The sequence below is a fragment of the Arthrobacter sp. NPDC093139 genome (genome assembly GCF_044754165.1).
Taxonomy (GTDB): domain Bacteria; phylum Actinomycetota; class Actinomycetes; order Actinomycetales; family Micrococcaceae; genus Arthrobacter.
On sequence record NZ_JBIVOO010000003.1, the window covers coordinates 205,340 to 222,803 of the forward strand.

Below are 17,464 nucleotides of genomic sequence, written 5' to 3' on the forward strand. Positions count from 1 at the left end.
CCCCCTGCAGCTCCCCCTGCCGCTCCCCCTGCCGCTCCCCCTGCCGCTCCCCGTTCGGAGCCCCCTGGCGCTCTCCCTGCCGCTCCCCCTGCCCTATGGGCTTGATGCTACCGGGAAACCTTACGGGCTGCGTTGCCGCCCCGCAGGCGCCACAATAGCTCGCCCCGGCACGGAGCGGCTGTCCGCAGTGGCCGCAGATCCTCGTGTGGGCGGGCCTCATGCCGCCAGTCTTCGGGTCAGTCATGATCGGCCCGGCCCCCGCCATCCATGAGTGCGCCCCCATCCTTGGGTGCGCTGCGGCGCAGCATCGCCGGCAGGCGCAGCCCCCGGACGAAGCCGGCCCGGGGAGCGCTGCGGCGGCTGAGCGCGGCGCGGGCGTCGGCCAGCAGCGACCGCGGCGAGAACCGCGCCTGCTGCCGTCGCCAGAAGCCGACCGTCGCCGTCATTTCCTTGAGCGAGCCGTCCACGATGGTCCAGTACTCCCGGACCTCTTCTTCGCTGGGCTGACCGGCTCCAAAAATGGAGGCATCCGCCTTGTGGGCCAGCAGTGTGGTGGCAGTACCCGTGGCGGGAAAAGCCCCGGCGATGACGGCGGCTGATTCCCTCCGGGTGGCGCGGCTGTCAACGGCCGCGCCCATGTCGGTTGCGAGGCTGAGGACCTCGTTCCATCCGCCGCCCACGCGCTGCGCAGGGTGTCCGTCGGTGAAGCGGGACTTGCGCCGCCGCGACTTCAGGAGCGCGATGAGCAGCAGCGGCAGCGCCAGGATTCCAAGCGGGATCATGGCGATGCCGACCGCGCTGAGGATGGGACCCCAGAACAGCCAGGGGTTGTTCTTCTTCTCATCGGCGTCCAGCGCGTCCGGAGAGGAGTCCGGCGGAAGGTCCGCCGGCTCCTGCGGCGGGGGCGGGGGCTGCAGCACCTGCGGCTTGGGCTTCGACTTGTTTTCGGGGTCCGGCGGGATGGGAACGTTGTCCTCGGGCGGAGTCGGGTCGAAGGCCACCCAGCCGACACGGTCGAAGGCCACCTCGACCCACGCGTGGACGTCCTTGCCCAGGATCTTGATTTCCCCGGCGCCGTTTTCGGGGCTCTTCGGATCGGGATAGAAGCCCATGACCACCCTGGACGGGATGCCCAGGTGGCGCAGCATGAGTGACATAGCCACGGCGTACTGTTCGTCGTCGCCAAGCATCTGTTTGGCCGTCAGCATGTCGCGGATGCGGGCAGCACTGTGGCCGGACACGCTCGGCAGCTGTCCATCGGCGATGAGCCCGTTGCTGAAGGCGCCTTTCTTTTGGAAATGGGCTTCGATTTGCCGCACCTGATCCACGGCAGTGGGGGCGTCGGCCGTCAGGTCGTTGGCCTGGGCACCGACAACGGGCGGGATGTCCGCGACGTCCGGGAGAGTCATCTGGGCGAAGTCGTACTGAGTCAGCTGCCCGTGTTCGAGCTTCACCGGCTCCGAGACCTGGACGCTGTACGAGTCACCCCTGGACAGGCCGTGCGTGGTGACGGCCGTGTCCGTTCCGGAGTTGAAGTACAGTCCCGAGGCCGGCGTGGAGGAACCGGGCGCGAAGCTGAGGCCGGTGGTCTTCCTGCCGCCGGGAACGAAGTAGCCCTGGTAGTCCTCGACCGTGATGTCCAGGGTGTATTCATTCGTCGGGACCGGTCCGGCGGAATCCGCCAGCGTGTTGATGGATTTGGCGTCACCCACCTTGCTGAAGTTGCCGGACCCGTTGGGATCCATGGTGTAGTTCGTCCCGTTGAAGGAATCCAGCGCCCCGAGCCGCACGCGTGCGTCCTTGGGAAGGCCCCTGACCGCAAACAGCGCGTCATCCTTCTTGTCCTTGACGAAGTTGCGGAAGCTCGCCAGGGGCGTGACGTAGTCCTTGGGGTCGAACGGCGGCACGACGACGTTGCGCAATACCCGCCGCTCGTCCCCCGCGGAGATCAGGGGCGAGACAGCGGCCGTGATGCCGACAGTGGCGGCGATGACCGCGGTCCCGGCGGCCAGCCGCCGCAGTCTGGCGCGGCGGGCTGTGTCGGCGTCGTGCTGTGGACGGTTGACGGACACCTTCAGGGTGTTGCTTCGCCGCAGGCAGTCCCGGCGGAAGGTCGCCCACGCGATGCCCACCACGGTCAGGCCAACGCCCCGCTCCACGGTCAGGAATCCCGCGTTCGTGCTGAAGACGATGCCGGTGACGAACAGGGCCAGTACAGGCAGCAACGGCCAGTAGGGGTTCCTGGTCCGCCAGGCCAGGATTCCGCCAGTGAGTGCGGCGATGAGCGAGCTGAGGAAGGGGACGATGAGCACTCCCCCGGCGGTGCCCACGGGAACGCCGACCGTGAGCATGTCCTTCCATGCGAACACGATGCCGAGCAGGAGCGTACGCAACGATTCAAGGCTCGGTATCACCCCGGCGATAGCCGCGCCTGGCACGGCGAGCGCGGTGCCGAGGATCAGGTATGCCCCGAGCGCGAGGGCGGTGGTGATCAGGAGCCCCAGTCGGAAGTGCGCGTTGCACGCGGCAATGGCCAGGCCGAGGAGGATTCCTCCGAACCCGGCGGCCAGGTAGTACGGGTCACCGCCGAAGCTGAGGCTGAAGCCCAGGACCCCCAACCCCAGCAGCACGGTGAGGGCTCCGGCGTCGAGCACAAAGTGCCACGGCGGCTGGCCGCTGGTGAAGGCCGAGGGCGGCGGAGCCTGCCGGCGCGGGCGGAGACCTGTTGCCTGGCTCATGCGGCTGCCTTTCGGAGGACCGCGGGAAGGTCGGAGAGTTCACCGAGGGTGAGTACGGTGAGGTCTCCGATGTTCGCGCGGGCAGGTGCAGCACCGGCGTCGACCCGGACTGCGAGGCTGCGGACACCCGGTGCCACCGAAGCACCCGCTGAGCGCAGCTGCGTGGGCGTCACCTGGCTGCCCACCACGAAGAAGACCACTGAGGCGTTGGGGACGGTGTCGGCCAGCGTCCGGGCGAGGTCGACGGCGGTCTTCCGCAGAGGGGTGCCGGTGATCCGGGTCATGCCGTCCAGCATGGTGCGGCCGGTCTCGCAGCGCAGCGGCCCCGATTGGGTGAGGACGTCCAGCTCGCGCTGTTCACGGATGGCCTGGCGTCCGATGGACGCGGCGGCGGAGATGGCCATTTCGAATTCGTGCTCGGATGCGTACTCATCGGTGTTGACGGACAGCGATATGGCGAGGTGGGCGCGGCGGGTCTCTTCGAACTGGCGCACCATGAGCTTGTTGGTCCGGGCCGTGGTCTTCCAGTGGATATGGCGCCGGTCATCGCCCGGCACATAGTCACGCAGCGCGTGGAATGAGACGTCTGCACTCGAGAGGTCGGTGGTGGGCATGCCCTCCAGGTCACGGATAAAGCCGGCGGCGGATCCTGCCAGTGCCACTGTCTTCGGGTGGACGTACAGGTCCTGGGGCTTCGTCCAGAGCACCTGGCGGCGCAGGAGGTGCAGCGGATCCGCCCGGACGGAACGCACCGGTCCGACGACGATCACCGCACGGCGTGCGGTGGGAATGGTGAAGAGGTCCTCATGCACCTGCTCCGGTTTCATGCGCGGCAGGTGGAAGACAGCCGTGGAAGCACCCACGGGCAGTTCAAGGTCTGCGGGCAGCAGCGGACGCGCCGAGGTGTTGGACACGGTGATGCTGCCCACCGCGTCGTCCCCCACCGCAACCCGGGTCCGGGCCAGGTCCAGCAGGACGCCGTAGGAGGATCTGCCGAGGATAAAGCCGACGGCGATGAGGAACAGCACCAGCGCCGCAAGGGCAGCGGCTTTGGCCTCCTGCCAGCCGTAGGCTTCCCCGGCTGCCCACAGCAGCACGGCCGCCCCCAGGACGGACCAGCCCAGGACGCTCACCACGCCCAGCACAGGCTGGACGTGCCATGACCAGCGGCCGCGGACGGCGTTCCAGGCCGGAGCAATGGCCTGCCCGGCGGTGTTGGCGGCCTCGGTCCATACCGCCGACGGGCGGAGCCGCACGTTCCTGCCGGTGGGGAGTCCGCGGTTGCGGAAGGGCCCGTCCGCGGAAAATGACCGGTGAAGGCGGCCAGCAAGCCGGGTGAAGGGAGAGCCGGTGGACATGTATGGAACCTTTTTGTTAGCGCTGGAAACGTAAATTCCGGGCCGAAGCCCGCGGTCTAGACAGCTGCGCGCTGCTGGGGAGCGGCGACATCGGCCAGGACGCGTGACAGGACCGCTTCCGCCGTGGCTCCGGAGAACTCCGCCTCGGGGTCCATGACGAACCGGTGTGTCCAGACGACCCCGGCCAGTTCCTTGACGTCGTCCGGGAGGACAAAATTCCGTCCCTGGGCAGCTGCCCAGACCTTGGCTGCCCGGACCATGGCCAGGGCCCCGCGGACGGATACGCCGAGCCGGGTCTCGGGGGCGTTGCGGGTCTCCTCGCACAGCCGTGAGATGTACTCAAGCACCGCGGTGTCCACGTGGGTGGTGGCTGCCAGGTCCGCCATGTCCGCCACGGCCTGCGTGGTGATGACGGGGCGCAGGTCTTTGGAGCGGTCCCTCAGGTTGGTGCCGCCCAGCAGTTGCACGGTGGAGGCGTGGTCCGGGTACCCGATGGAGGTTTTGATGAGGAAGCGGTCCAGCTGCGCCTCGGGAAGCCTGTACGTGCCCGCCTGCTCGATCGGGTTCTGGGTGGCCATCACCATGAACGGGCGGCCCGCCTCGTAGGTGGTGCCGTCCACCGTGACACGGGATTCCTCCATGACCTCGAGCAGGGCGGACTGCGTCTTTGGCGACGCGCGGTTGATTTCGTCGGCGAGGACAATGTTGCTGAAGATCGGCCCCTTGTGGAACTCGAACTTCTGCGTTTTCTGGTCGTAGATGGTTACGCCGGTGACATCCGAGGGCAGCAGGTCCGGCGTGAACTGGATGCGGTTGTTGGATCCCTGGACAGTGGCGGCCAGGGCACGCGCCAGCGACGTCTTACCGGTTCCGGGCGCATCCTCGAAGAGGACGTGGCCTTCGGCAAGCATGGCAGTGAACGTCAGCCGGATGACGTGGGACTTGCCCAGCACCGCCTGACCCACGTTGGCGACGAGTTTCTCGAACGTGCCCGCAAACCAGGCGGCTTGCTCGGTTGTCATGGTCATGGGAGGTTCCTCTTCCGTTTCGTGCAGTCTGTTGTTGTGCTCAGTTGTGCCCTAGGCGGTGTGCTCAAGGCGTGCGGAAAACACGCGGTCGTTACCGTCGAGGCATTCCAGCCGGCGGGTTTCCGCCGAGGGACGTGGTGTCGCTCCGCACGTAATTGCCCGCGGCAGGACCGGATGTCAGGTGGTACCACACGCCGGTGGGATTGTCGGTGGACCTGCTCCACACCACATAGTGGTCGCTCTGTGCGGTGATGCCGGTATCGAACCACCTTCCCGGGCTGACGCACTGGTCGGGATTGGAGTTCCGGTAGCTGTCGGTGGTCCTGCTGGGCTCCGTGCAGGAGCGGACCGGTGTGGCACTGATATTCCAGGACGTGGGCGGCGGCGGGGTCGGGTCAGCACCCGAGGTGGCGACAGCAGAATCCGCTTGTCCGCAGTCCCTGTCGCCGTCCGTTCCGTTGCAGGCACGGACCGCAAGCGTATGCCTCTCGTTCCAGCCCCCGACGTTGCGGCTGAACTGCCGGTCCAGGCCCACCGACCGGAAGCCGGTGCCGTCGAAGTTGACCTCGTAGCGGTTGATGACCCGGCCATTGTCGTTCGGCTTGCTCCACGTCCAGTGCACCTGGGAATCGCCCCTGGCCGACGTGCCGCCGGTCACCACCGGAGTACCCGGCGGACCGTAGGGAACCGCTGAACCAATGGCCTTCGCATCCCCGGAAACGTTGTTCTTCGTGGAGTAGGCGATGATGTTCACCGTCACGTTCTGGCCGTTCGGCTGCCCGTAAATGGTGCCGCCCGGGGCGTTGATCGGGCCGGAGCCGTAGGCCGTGGACCAGCGGTAGCCAATCTCCGAGGCCTGCGACCCGTTCCGCTGCGCCTGCGTCAGCGGTGTGAACGTGACCTTCAGCTGGCCGCTGTTTCCCGGCGCCGCCACCGTGCCGCCGCTGACAGTCCCGGGCTTTCCCGCGGCCCGGATGGGCGCGGACTGCGCGCTGGTTCCGGATGTGCCGGCTTTGTTAGTGGCTGAGACGGTGAAGGCGTAGTCGGCCTCGGAGTTGGACACCGTGACGTTCTGGGAGGTTCCCGAGACCTGCTGGCTGTTCACCACCGTGCCACCGCGCAGCGTGGTCAGTGTGTAGGCGGAAACGGCGTCGCCGTTGTTGTTCGGCGCGGTCCAGTTCACCTGCAGCTGGCTCTGGGTTCCCACTGATCCGGCGCCGGTAACGCTCGGCGCGGCAGGAGTCACCGGTGCACCGGCCGGGATCTCCGCGGCCGAGTACTGGCTCCATTCGGACGGGTCCTTGGCATCATTGCGCGCCAGGACTCGCACCTTGTACGCCACGCCGTTTGTGAGGCCCTTCCAGACATAGCTGGTGGCCGTCAGGTTCTGGATCTGCGCATTCTGGCCGCTCGGCGCCGGCGAGATTTCCAGGTCGTAGGACTTGACCGGTGACCCCTTGCTGGCGGGTGCTTTCCAGGTGACGGAGAGCTGCTTGTCGCCGAACTTCAACGCCGGAGCCAGTGGGGTGTCCGGCTTGACGTCGGGCCGCACCTCTGCCGAGGCGGGCGACCGCCCGGATTCGCCGAATTCATTCGTGGCCGTCACCTGGAAGTGGTACTTGGTGTTGTTCACCAGATTGTTCAGGGTGCACGAGTTGGCGGGGCAATCCTGTTCGAATCCGCCTTCGCCGTAGACCGTGTAGTGGGTGATGGGCGACCCTCGGTCCGCCGGTGCGGTCCAGTTCAGCAGCGCAGTGCTGTCACCCACGCTTTGTGCCTGCGGGGTAGTGGGGGCGAGCGGCTCGTCCTTCACCGTCAGCCGGATCCTGGCCGTCGCCTGGCGTGAAGCTTCCCCGGTCTTATCCGCGATGGTGTAGGCAACGACCATGGTTCCCGAGAAGCCGGAGGCAGGCGTGACCACAACGTTGTCCCCGTCAACGGCCACGTTCCCTGTTCCGGTCTCGGCCGTCGCAGCCACGATCTTCAGCGGCGTCTCCGGGAACGGGTTGGCGTCGTTCGCCAGGACCGGCACGGTCACAGGCTTTCCGGCCGCGGCGCTGGGTTCCAGGTCGTCGTTGGCCACGGGCTTGGGGCGGTTGGAGGCGGTGACGGAGAGCCGGTACGTGGCGGTTGCCTCGAGCCCCCGGGGGTCCCTGGCCTTCACCTGCACGGCCCCGTCCTCGCCCGGCCGCGCGCCGTCCTTGGCGGAGACCTTGAGCGAGGCGCCCTCGATCCTGGCATCGAAGCCGGCCGGAGCACCGCCGACGAGCTCGTACTTCATGTTCTCTGCATCGTCGCCGTCGGGGTCGGAAGCCAACCTGGCCAGGTCGGTCTGGGCGGACTCCCCCTGCGGCACGTCGACGGCCGCACCCAGCAGTGTGGGCGGGTTGTTGCGGTTCGGATCCGGCAGGACCTTCGTCCGGATGCTTAGCGTGGACTTCAGGCCTGCGGGGTCGTCCGGGCCGGTACCGTCGGTCACTTCGAAGGTGATGGAGCCGGGCCCCACGTAGTCCTTGCCGGCCGTGTACTTTAGCGCGGTGCCGTTGCCGGCCACGGGGTCGCCGGCATCCGCACCGATGAGCTTGATCCGGTCGGTCTGGGTCAGCCTGGGTGAGCGCCCTTCCCGGACCTTTACCCATTCGGCCAGGTTGGCCGTGACCGACTGGCCCGCCACGACTTCCAGGACATCGTCCTTGGCCAGCGTGGGGAGCTGCTGCCCGAGGCCCGGCACCCAGATGATCGCGGTGGACTTGTTTCCGTCCACGTCTTCCACGGTGTACGGCACCAGCTGCGGCTGCCCGGTCAGTTCCACGACCACGTTGCCGTCGGGGCCAGGGCGCGCGGTTTCGCTACCGCTGGTGACCTTAAGGTTCTCGCCGACGCCGTCGGGGTCCTCGTCGTTCTTGAGAACGGGAACGTCGACGGCTGTCTTGCCGAGGGTCTGGGCTGACGTCACGCGGTCGTCCCGGGCAATGGGAGCCAGCAGCGGGACCTTGCTGTCGACGACCATTTTGATGGCGGCCTGGGCGGAGGCGCCCCGCTCATCGGCGACGGCGTAGCGGACGTTGACCGTGCCCTCAGCGGCCGGGGCCTGCAGGAGGATGCGGCCGCTTTGCTTGCTGACTTCCGCCTTCAGGGCAGCGTCCGCCTCGATGCCGTCGGTGAGGATGCGGATCGGGTCGCCGTCAGGATCGGAGTCGTTGCCGGCGGCATCGACGGCGATCTGGCGGCCGGGGCGGACTTTGACCTCATCGTCTACGGGTGTGGGCTTCTGGTTCGTATCACTGCGGGGCGCGATCCCCACGGTGACCGTGCCGGTGTTCACAGCGCCCTGCCGGTCCACCACTTTGTAGCGGAAGGAATCTGTTCCGGCGCCGTCTCCGGCGGCGACAAAGTCGATGAAGTTGCTTCCGGCCGTCGCGGTCCCCATGGCGGGAGAGCTGTCGATGCCGGTCAGCTGGACGGAGTCGCCGTCGGGGTCTATGCCGTCCAGCGGAACCGGGATCCGCACCGCTCCGGCGGCCACCACCCGGGCCGTCAGGTTCCTGGGTTGCGGACGGGAATTTTCGGCGCCTTCGAGGGGCAGGATGTGGATGGTGACGGCCGCGGCACTTTTCTGCCCCTGCGGATCCACGGCGTTGTAAATGGCACGGACAGTTTTAGGCTCGCTGCCGGCGATGAAGCGGAGCATGTTCTCCGATACGAAGCTGGTGCCGTTCGCGGCCTCGACGGGCTGGGGAAGGACCGGATCAACGGTCAGCTTTTCGCCCTGCGGATGTGTGTCGTTGTCCAGCACGGGGATGGTGACCACGTCATTGACGCGGACGTTGACCTCGTCGGGTTTCGGCTGCGGCGCTTCCACGACGGGCGGGGCCGGGACCGGCACTACCGAAACGCTGCCCGTTGCGGAATCCTTGCCGTTGGACATGGTGTACCGGAAGAGGAACGGATCCTTCGTCCCGGCGATGTCCGTAATCCGCAGGACGCTGTGGTTGAGGACGCTGACCGAAGCCGTCGCGTTTTCCGGCAGGGAAACGGACTGAAGCACCAGCACGCCGCCGGACGGATCCGAGTCGTTGGCCAGGGGGTCGAGGAGGACGCTGCCGCCGACCGGCAGGAGTGCAACATCGTGGACGGCAACGGGTTTGCCCGCGTCCTTGCCCGATTCGACATCAACGCGGATCAGGCCCTGGCTGCTCTGGGGGCCATTGCTGGCGATATACGTCAGGTAAACGGGCCCCGGGGTGCGGCTGCGGAAGGTGAAGGTGCCGCCGTCGGTGACGGGACCGAGTTCGGCAGGCCCGCTGGCCTCTACCTGGGCGAGCCGGAGGGCGCCGCCGTTCGGATCGACGTCGTTCTTCAACGGTGCGATAACGAGGTCCTGGCCGGCGACGGCGGTCACGTGGTCCGCGTTGACGACGGGAGCCAGGGCGCCGGGGGGCTGGACGTTCACCGCCACTTTTCCCGTGGTGGTGGCGCGTCCGTCCCAGACGGTGACGGTCACGGTTTTCTTGCCTGCCGTGGCGCCGGAATCCTGGAAGGTCAGGAGCCCGTCACGGCGGATTTTCACCTGGTCCTGCTGGTTGTCGGCCGTCGCCGACATGAGGACGAGGTCGTCGCCGTCCGGGTCCACCCAGTCGGTCAGGATGTTCTGGCTGACTGTTTTCCCCTGCTCCACGAGCAGCGTGGTGGGATCGCCCCGCTTGAAGGCGGGCGGCCGGTTCTCGTCCGGCCCAACAACGTTCAGCGTGACTTTTCCGCTGGCGGACAGGCCGCGGCCGTCGGCAGCGCTGTAATCGAAAGACTCCGTGCCCGGCGTGGCGTCGGCCGGGACCGTGATCTGGAAGGCTGATCCGCCGTAGATGCTCTCGAGGCCTCCTGACCGGAGGCCTTCACTGCCGGTGGAGGCGGTGAGGACGTCCCCGTCGGGGTCGGAATCGTTGTCGAGGACGCTCAGGACCGTGGTGCGGCCGGGCCGGACGCCGACGACGTCGGGTTTGGTTTCCGGCGGACGGTTCGGTTTGGTGCGGTCCGGCAGGACGTTGATGGTGTTGTCGTCCGCGGATTCCTCATCCTGGTCATCGGCCTGGTTCTTCGGCGGCACCACATCGTCCCAGTTGTTGACCAGCTGCATGTTCTGGTTGACGAGCCACACATTTCCGGAGTTCACGTCGTTGAGCACCACGAGGTCGCGGTTGACGCGGAACACGTAGCTGGGCGAGGCGCTGGCTTTCGGAACGGCCACATTTTTGTCATCGCCGTCATTGGCGCAGTCGCGGACGTACTTGTTCACGCCGGACCATGCCGCGTGAATGCAGCCGCCCAGCTGCACAGGTGCGGCGGGAACGCCCTGGCCGCCAGGGGCGACCTGCCGCGCCGTAGAACCGTCCAGTGGCTGCTTCAGCAGCGCCTTGGGCGTGGCCACGGCCACTGCATCCGACGCCGGACCGGACTGCTGGAGCTTGGCATTCCGTGCGTCCGGCACAGGCACTTCCCGGCCGCCTGGCAGGAACAGGCTGCCCGCGGCCGCGTCCAGGACCACCGGCTGGTCCCCCACCACGGCCAGCTGGAGGTCACCGGCTCCCTTCAGCCCGTCCCAGGTGCTGGATTCCGTCTCGGTGGGCTCACCGTTGGCGTCCACGGAGGTGACCGTCACCTGGCCCGTCTTCGGATCCGCCGAGTAGATCCGGTCGTCGGCGCCGACGGCGGATACCAGGCCCTCGGAACCGTCAACGGCCGGCTCGCTTGATTCCTCATCGAAGGCGTTCACGGTCGACGGCGACATCGCCCACATCTTGCCGGCCACGGGGTCCGTGACGGAGATGACCGCGGAGCCGAAGCTGACCTGGGCGGCTCCCGGGAGCTGCTTGTCCCCGCCCAGCCGCATGTTGGCGGCAGAGACCTGGTTCAGGGTTGAACCGGATTCGTCGTCGACGAACACCTTGCCGGCGTTCTGCAGTACATCGAAGGCGGTGCTGGCCGGAGTCACGGCTCCGTCGAGTACGCGCGAGGGGTAATTCAGCCGGCCCACTGCGTTCCGGGACTTGCTGACCACCCATACGCCGCCGTCGTTGAGATCCACTTCGGTGGTCTTGAACCCCGGGTAGATGATCGCTCCGGCAACGAGTGCGAGGGCGGCCGCTGAAAAGGCGGTACCCGTGGTGAGCTTGTTGCGTCGGTTCCTTGGCCCCAGCCTGCCGAACAAAGTTGACACAGCGTTATTATTCCCTTGACATCACAGCCGCCTGAGCGCAGCTTACGGGCCCCTGGTGAGCACCAGGAGCCGTGACATTCCGCCACTCCCCCATAGAGACGCCGGAACAATTCTGAGTTCTGACTATTACATGGGCGCGGACGGCTTGTCCAAGAAGGGTCCGTAGAGGACCCTCCGTTTCCCCGGGCAAGACTACCCACCCGCCATGCGATCGGCGATGGGGAGGAGTCCCCCACCCGTGGCGGACCAGTCCAGTCGGCGGGACCAGTCCAGTTGACGGGACCAGTCCAGTTGACGGGACTAGTCCAGGACGAGGCCCTTGCCCTGGCCCCGGGCCAGCACCACCGGCAGGATCTCGCCGAAGCCGCGCACGTTTTCCGCGTCCTTCGGAATCAGGACAAAGCGCTCGTCCTGGTCAAGGGCTGCGGCGGTCATGGAGTCAATCAGCACGGTGCCCGGGTCTGCCAGCGTGGTCAGCCGGGCGGCCAGGTTGACGGTGGGTCCGTAAATGTCCCCGAGGCGAGACAGGATCCGGCCCCACACCATGGCCACGCGTGCCTCCGGAAGGATCTCGTCCCGGGTAAAGGCCTCGGCCAGAGCCAGCGAGATCTCCGCTCCTGCGGCGGGTGTCTCGGCGATGTACAGGACTTCGTCGCCCACCGTCTTCACCAGCCGGCCCCCGCCCACAGAGATGATCTCCGCGCACTTGTTCTCGAATCTCTGCACCAGCTTGGCCAGCGTTTTTTCGTTCATCCTCCGGGAAAGGCTCGTGTAGGACACAAGGTCGGCGAAACCCACGGCCCGGGCCAGGGGCAGCGGGGCGTCGTCCTCGTCGCCTTCCCGGCCTTCCTCGCTGGCCTGGAGTCCCGCCTCTGCCCGGACGGCAAGGCGCTGCACGGCCGCGTTCAGCTGGCGCCGCCATGAGTAGACGAGCATCTCCTCGAGCGGGTCAACGAGTGCGGGCAGTTCATTCACGAGACGCTTTCGGGCCACTGCGTCCGTGACGCCCTGCTCATGGACCATGTCCTCCACGAGCGCCTCGATCTGCCAGACGACCATGCGGTCGGTCATTTGGCCGATGGCGCGGGTGACCGAAATTGCGGCCTCTTCGGTGAGCTTTCCGGTACGGACCATGTCCACCGCGGTGCTCAGCGCAGCCTGGTCGCGTTCGGTGAAGGCAACATCGTCGTCTCCGAGGTTGGGGAACCCCAGGGCACGCCACAGCTTCCGGGCCGACAGCAGCGACAGCCCCGCACCGGCGGCCACCTCGCGGCGGCGCAGCTTTCGCTCGCCGCCAAGGAGCCTGGCCTCAAGGGCCTTCATGGCGATCCGCTCGACGGACATCGTGCCGGTGGAAGGAGCCTCTACGGCGGCGTCGGCCGCGTCGTCACTGCCCTCGCCCTGGCTCAGGCGGTGATCCTCATCGTTCATCTCTCCCACCTTCTCTCACATCCCGCGGAAATCCGGAGTCGGACCCGTCCTGCACATGACCCCATTCAAAAAACTCATCCTTCGGCAGCTCGTCCAGCGCATCCAGCACAAACCTGTGGAAGGTGGCGACTTCGGGCACATCCCGTAGTACGGCGCTGAATTGGTGCCCGGCATCCAAGGATATAGTCCCGGAGCGCAACATCCGCTGGAGCACCGTCTGGGTGACCGTGACGTTGCGCACCGACGCCAGGAAGACCTGCTGGTCCCGCCGCCGGAGCACGCCGTAGCGGGCCATAATCCGGCGGTTCGTCAGAAAGTACCGCGTGCCGTGCCACCGCAGCAGCCGCGGCAGGCAGTATCCGCAGAGCGCCCAGAGGGCAGCAAGCACACATCCCCCGACCAGCCAGATAGTCCAGTCGGCGGTATATGCCGGGTAGAGGGCACGGGGCCCGCCGCGGATGATCCACGCGCTGCCAAAGGCGGCCAGCGCAGGTGCCACAACGAACACCGCCGCCGGAATGAACAGCATCCTGGGCTGTGGGCGAGTCATTACAATGACCTGTTCCCCCGGCAGGAGGTCTTTACGCATTGCCGCTTTCCGCAGACTGCCCAGGCGGAGTCCAGGGCCGCAGGTGGATGACGTCCCCGGCCGTCACCACATGCTCGCGGGCAGAGGAATCCACCACCAGGAGGGAGCCTGAGTCGTCCAGCCTGGACGCGTGCCCGATGATTTCGTGGTCGCCGGGAAGGTGGGCACGCACCTGCTGTCCCAGCGTAACCATGACGGCTTCCACGCGCTTGTGCAGCGAGGGGCCGCCCGCCAAGCCCGCTGTGGGGTCGCCGTCGGCGTTGCAGAAGCTGCGGTACAGCGTGCAAAACCGGGACAGGTAGCTCTTCAGGAGGGCCGTGCGGTCCACGGTTTCGGCGCCTTCGAGCTGCACCGAGGTGGCCGTCGGAACGGGGAGCTCGGCCTCGGTCAGGGTGACGTTCAGCCCGGTGCCGAGGATCACGGGCGGCACGGAGCCGTCCCCCATCGGGCCGAGCTGGGCCAGGATGCCGGCGATCTTCCTGCCGCGGACCAGAACGTCATTGGGCCATTTGACGTCCGCGCGCAGCCCGGCCGTTTCCAGCAGCGCGTCACGGAGCGCGAGGGCGGCAAGGAGCGACAGCCAGGAGTAGGTCTGGGTGGGAAGCGGCCGGCCGTCGGCATTGACGGGGCGCAGGACGATGGAGACCAGGACGGAGCTGCGCTCGGGCGCCTCCCAGCTGCGGTCCAGCCTGCCGCGGGCAGCCGTCTGGTGCTCGGCGGTAAGGACGGCGAGGTCCTGCCATGCCTGGGGTTCGACGGTGACGGCGCGCAGGAGGTCGGCGTTGGTGGAGCCGGTGGCGTCCACCACCTTCAGCTGCGAAATGCCGTGGGCCGACAGAAATTCGGCGCTGCAGAGCGCTTCCCGGTCCAGAGCGGGCCGCTCCGGCAGTCCCCCCGATCCGGACAGATTTTCCTGCGCTTTTTCCTGTGCTTCGGGGCTTTCATCAGGGCGTGCGGCATCCATGCTTGCATCCTATCGAGTTGCCGGCCGTCGCAGCCGGTCCGGACAGGCGACCGGGAAAATCAGAGGAAGATATCAGGCACCAGCTGGTCCTCGTCGGCGCCCAGGCTATAGGGCCGGAAGTCCCCCACACCCGCGGCGGCGAGCACTTGCTCGTCCGTGTAGAAGTTCCCGGACGGCGCGTCAGAATCCGTGAGGTTGCCGCCGGTGAGCACGGCGTGGGCTGCATCCGCCATGATGTGGGGGCCGCGGGCCGCCCGGACCATCGACTCGCCACCGGGCATGTTCCGGATGGCAGCGGTATCGATCAGGGTGCACGGCCAGAGTGAGTTGACGCGGATGCCGTCCGCTTTGAGCTCCTCGGCCAGGCCCAGCGTGGTCAGGCTCATGCCGTATTTGGCCAGGGTGTAGGCGAGGTGTCTGCCTGCCCATTTCGGGTCCAGGTTCAGCGGCGGCGAAAGGGTGAGGATGTGGCCGCCGGTCGATTTGCGGAGCGCGGGCAGGGCGAGCTTGGACAGCAGGAAAGTCCCCCGGACGTTGATGTCCTGCATCAGGTCGTACCGCTTCATGTCGACGTCGTCGGTACGGGACAGGTCGATTGCGGAGGCGTTGTTGATGACGACGTCGATCCCGCCAAAATGTTCGACCGCGGCACCCACCGCATGGGCGACGTCGTCGTCGTTGCGGACGTCCCCCACCAGGGGAAGCGCCCTTCCGCCGGCGGCCTCCAGCTCATCTGCGGCGCTGAACACGGTGCCTGCGAGCTTTGCATGCGCCTGGCCGGTCTTGGCCAGCAGGACGATGTTGGCGCCGTCGCGGGCGGCACGCAGGGCAATGGCCAGGCCGATGCCGCGGCTGCCGCCGGACATCAGAATGGTCCGGCCGCGGAGCGATCCGGCGGCCCGGTAGGGGGTCTCTGGGAGTGCGAAAGCGTCGTTGCCTGAAGTCATACAGACACTCTAGCCGTTTGATGTTACTGATGAGTAACATAGACGACACTGCCGACACGTTCGATGAAAATTGTAGGATCCCTACAGCAGCTCCCGGATTATGCGTCACTAGACTAGCCATCAGGGCCTTTGATTTGTGTGGAAGCTACTTAAAGTGGCTCTCCATGCAAAGACGGACGCCCCGGATTACGCTGCTACAGCATGCATCAGCTGCAGCACAACAGCTACAGAGCCGGAGACACTTCATGAGCCATGACCTGACCACGACGGCGGGAAAGATTGCCGATTTCCGCGACCGCCAGGCCAGGGCAGAGCAGCCCTCCGGCCCGGAAGCGATCGAGAAGCAGCACGCGCGCGGCAAGAACACCGCCCGAGAGCGCATCGAGCTCCTCGTGGACGCCGACTCCTTCGTCGAGTTCGACGCGCTCGCGGTGCACCGGTCCACGGCCTTCGGCATGGAAAAGAAGAAGCCCCTCGGTGACGGCGTCGTGTCCGGCTACGGCACCGTGGACGGCCGCCTCGTGGCGCTGTACAGCCAGGACTTCAGTGTTTACGGCGGCTCGCTGAGCCAGGTCAACGGCGAAAAGATCGTCAAGGTGCAGGAATTCGCGCTGCGCAACGGCTGCCCGGTGGTGGGCATCAACGACGGCGGCGGCGCCCGCATCCAGGAAGGCGTGGCCTCGCTGGCCATGTTCGCGGACATCTTCCGCAACAACGTTCACGCCTCCGGCGTCGTTCCCCAGATCTCCCTCATCATGGGCCCCTGCGCCGGCGGTGCCGCCTACTCCCCCGCCCTCACCGACTACGTGGTGATGGTGGACAAAACCTCCCACATGTTCATCACCGGCCCCGACGTCATCAAGACCGTCACGGGCGAGGACGTGGACATGGAAACCCTCGGCGGCGCGCGGCAGCACAATGCAACCACCGGCACCTCCACCTACCTTGCCTCCGATGAAGCGGACGCCATCGAGTTCGTCCGGGAACTCCTGGACTTCCTGCCCTCCAACAACCTCTCGGAGGCTCCCGTGCTGGATCACCAGCAGGAGCTCGAGCTCGACGACGACGACCTTGCCCTGGACACCCTGATCCCGGACTCCGCCAACCAGCCGTACGACATGCGCAAGGTCATCGAGCAGGTCGTCGACGACGCCCACTTCCTTGAAATGCAGTCCCTGTACGCGCCGAACGTGATCATCGGCTACGGCCGGGTCGAAGGCCACACCGTCGGCATCGTGGCGAACCAGCCGATGCAATTCGCCGGAACGCTGGACATCTCTGCATCGGAAAAGGCAGCCCGCTTCGTGCGGCACTGCGATGCCTTCAACATTCCCATCATCACCCTGGTGGACGTTCCGGGCTTCCTGCCCGGCAAGGACCAGGAATTCCAGGGCATCATCCGCCGCGGTGCAAAGCTCCTGTACGCCTACGCGGAGGCAACGGTGCCCAAACTGACCGTGATCACCCGGAAGGCTTACGGCGGCGCCTACATCGTGATGGGCTCCAAGAAGCTCGGCGCGGACCTCAACCTTGCCTGGCCGACGGCCCAGATCGGCGTCATGGGCGCGCAGGGCGCCGTCAACATCCTCTACCGCCGCGACCTCGCTGCCGTGGCGGAGAACGGGGGCGATGTCGAGGCCAAGCGCGCCGAGGTCATCCGCCAGTACGAGGAGGAGCTGCTCAACCCGTACCAGGCCGCCGAGCTTGGCTACGTTGACGCGGTCATCGCGCCATCGGACACCCGCCTTCAAATCATCAAGGGACTGCGGGCGCTGCGCGACAAGCGCGCCAGCCTTCCCACCAAGAAGCACGGAAACATTCCGCTGTGAACGCGCAGGATCCTGTGGTTGAGCCTGGCGGAAACAAGCCGCCGGTTGCGCCTGTCGAAACGCCGCTGTTCTCTGTCGTCAAGGGGGATCCGACGCCGGAAGAGCTGGCGGCACTGACCGCCGTCGTGCTTTCGCTCGGGACAGCCGAAACGGCTGAACCCGGGAAGCCCACCGTCCGCCACTGGGTGCGGCGGCAGCAGCTGCGGCTCGCGCCGACGCCGGGTCCCGGGGCCTGGAAGCGCAGCCGGGGGTAGATCCCCACCGCCTCCCCAATCTCGCAAGCTCGACTGGGGCCCCTCGGCAGCGTGGGCCCTGGCGGCGGAGGCCCCTGCCGAAAACTCAGTAAGTCTTTCATAACTGGAGCAG

Annotated in this window: 10 protein-coding genes; 2 read left to right on the forward strand and 8 right to left on the reverse strand. The window is 66.9% G+C overall.

Annotation, left to right across the window (positions count from 1 at the left end; translation table 11 throughout):
* Window positions 1-236 precede the first annotated feature (236 nt).
* From ACIP90_RS06890 to ACIP90_RS06925, 8 genes are all read right to left on the reverse strand, one after another.
* Window positions 237-2,738: a transglutaminase domain-containing protein gene (locus ACIP90_RS06890; protein WP_400577991.1), complete on the reverse strand. Its 2,502-nt coding sequence runs from the start codon at window positions 2,736-2,738 to the stop codon at window positions 237-239.
* On the reverse strand, window positions 2,735-4,096 hold the full coding sequence (locus ACIP90_RS06895) for a DUF58 domain-containing protein (protein WP_400577993.1): 1,362 nt from the start codon (window positions 4,094-4,096) through the stop codon (window positions 2,735-2,737). Before ACIP90_RS06895 ends, ACIP90_RS06890 begins: the two co-directional genes overlap by 4 nt.
* A gap of 56 nt (window positions 4,097-4,152) precedes the next feature.
* A complete protein-coding gene (locus tag ACIP90_RS06900) occupies window positions 4,153-5,124 on the reverse strand; it encodes an AAA family ATPase (protein ID WP_400577995.1) in 972 nt (323 codons plus the stop codon).
* Window positions 5,125-5,215: 91 nt separating this feature from the next.
* Window positions 5,216-11,338, reverse strand: a complete 6,123-nt coding sequence (locus ACIP90_RS06905) for an Ig-like domain-containing protein (protein WP_400577997.1) — start codon at window positions 11,336-11,338, stop codon at window positions 5,216-5,218.
* A gap of 300 nt (window positions 11,339-11,638) precedes the next feature.
* A complete protein-coding gene (locus tag ACIP90_RS06910) occupies window positions 11,639-12,769 on the reverse strand; it encodes an adenylate/guanylate cyclase domain-containing protein (protein ID WP_400577999.1) in 1,131 nt (376 codons plus the stop codon).
* A complete protein-coding gene (locus tag ACIP90_RS06915; protein ID WP_400578002.1) occupies window positions 12,759-13,358 on the reverse strand; it encodes a PH domain-containing protein in 600 nt (199 codons plus the stop codon). Before ACIP90_RS06915 ends, ACIP90_RS06910 begins: the two co-directional genes overlap by 11 nt.
* On the reverse strand, window positions 13,351-14,322 hold the full coding sequence (locus ACIP90_RS06920; RefSeq protein WP_400578004.1) for a biotin--[acetyl-CoA-carboxylase] ligase: 972 nt from the start codon (window positions 14,320-14,322) through the stop codon (window positions 13,351-13,353). The genes ACIP90_RS06915 and ACIP90_RS06920 overlap by 8 nt, the downstream gene beginning before the upstream one ends.
* Before the next feature lie 59 nt (window positions 14,323-14,381).
* On the reverse strand, window positions 14,382-15,269 hold the full coding sequence (locus ACIP90_RS06925; RefSeq protein WP_400578006.1) for an SDR family oxidoreductase: 888 nt from the start codon (window positions 15,267-15,269) through the stop codon (window positions 14,382-14,384).
* A 245-nt stretch (window positions 15,270-15,514) separates the two neighbouring features.
* Here ACIP90_RS06925 and ACIP90_RS06930 point away from each other — a divergent pair, with 245 nt between their 5' ends.
* Together ACIP90_RS06930 and ACIP90_RS06935 are read left to right on the forward strand one after the other, a co-directional pair.
* Complete coding sequence (locus tag ACIP90_RS06930) at window positions 15,515-17,098, forward strand: acyl-CoA carboxylase subunit beta (protein WP_400578008.1); 1,584 nt, start codon at window positions 15,515-15,517, stop codon at window positions 17,096-17,098.
* Window positions 17,095-17,352 (forward strand): acyl-CoA carboxylase subunit epsilon, encoded by a 258-nt coding sequence (locus ACIP90_RS06935; protein ID WP_400578010.1) that lies wholly within the window; start codon window positions 17,095-17,097, stop codon window positions 17,350-17,352. Before ACIP90_RS06930 ends, ACIP90_RS06935 begins: the two co-directional genes overlap by 4 nt.
* Window positions 17,353-17,464 lie beyond the last annotated feature (112 nt).

Bases quoted from the DNA above. Each gene is read 5' to 3' on its own strand.
- ACIP90_RS06890 (WP_400577991.1), bottom strand. From the start codon at position 2,738: ATGAGCCAGGCAACAGGTCTCCGCCCGCGCCGGCAGGCTCCGCCGCCC.
- ACIP90_RS06895 (WP_400577993.1), bottom strand. From the start codon at position 4,096: ATGTCCACCGGCTCTCCCTTCACCCGGCTTGCTGGCCGCCTTCACCGG.
- ACIP90_RS06900 (WP_400577995.1), bottom strand. From the start codon at position 5,124: ATGACCATGACAACCGAGCAAGCCGCCTGGTTTGCGGGCACGTTCGAG.
- ACIP90_RS06910 (WP_400577999.1), bottom strand. From the start codon at position 12,769: ATGAACGATGAGGATCACCGCCTGAGCCAGGGCGAGGGCAGTGACGAC.
- ACIP90_RS06915 (WP_400578002.1), bottom strand. From the start codon at position 13,358: ATGCGTAAAGACCTCCTGCCGGGGGAACAGGTCATTGTAATGACTCGC.
- ACIP90_RS06920 (WP_400578004.1), bottom strand. From the start codon at position 14,322: ATGGATGCCGCACGCCCTGATGAAAGCCCCGAAGCACAGGAAAAAGCG.
- ACIP90_RS06925 (WP_400578006.1), bottom strand. From the start codon at position 15,269: ATGACTTCAGGCAACGACGCTTTCGCACTCCCAGAGACCCCCTACCGG.
- ACIP90_RS06930 (WP_400578008.1), top strand. From the start codon at position 15,515: ATGAGCCATGACCTGACCACGACGGCGGGAAAGATTGCCGATTTCCGC.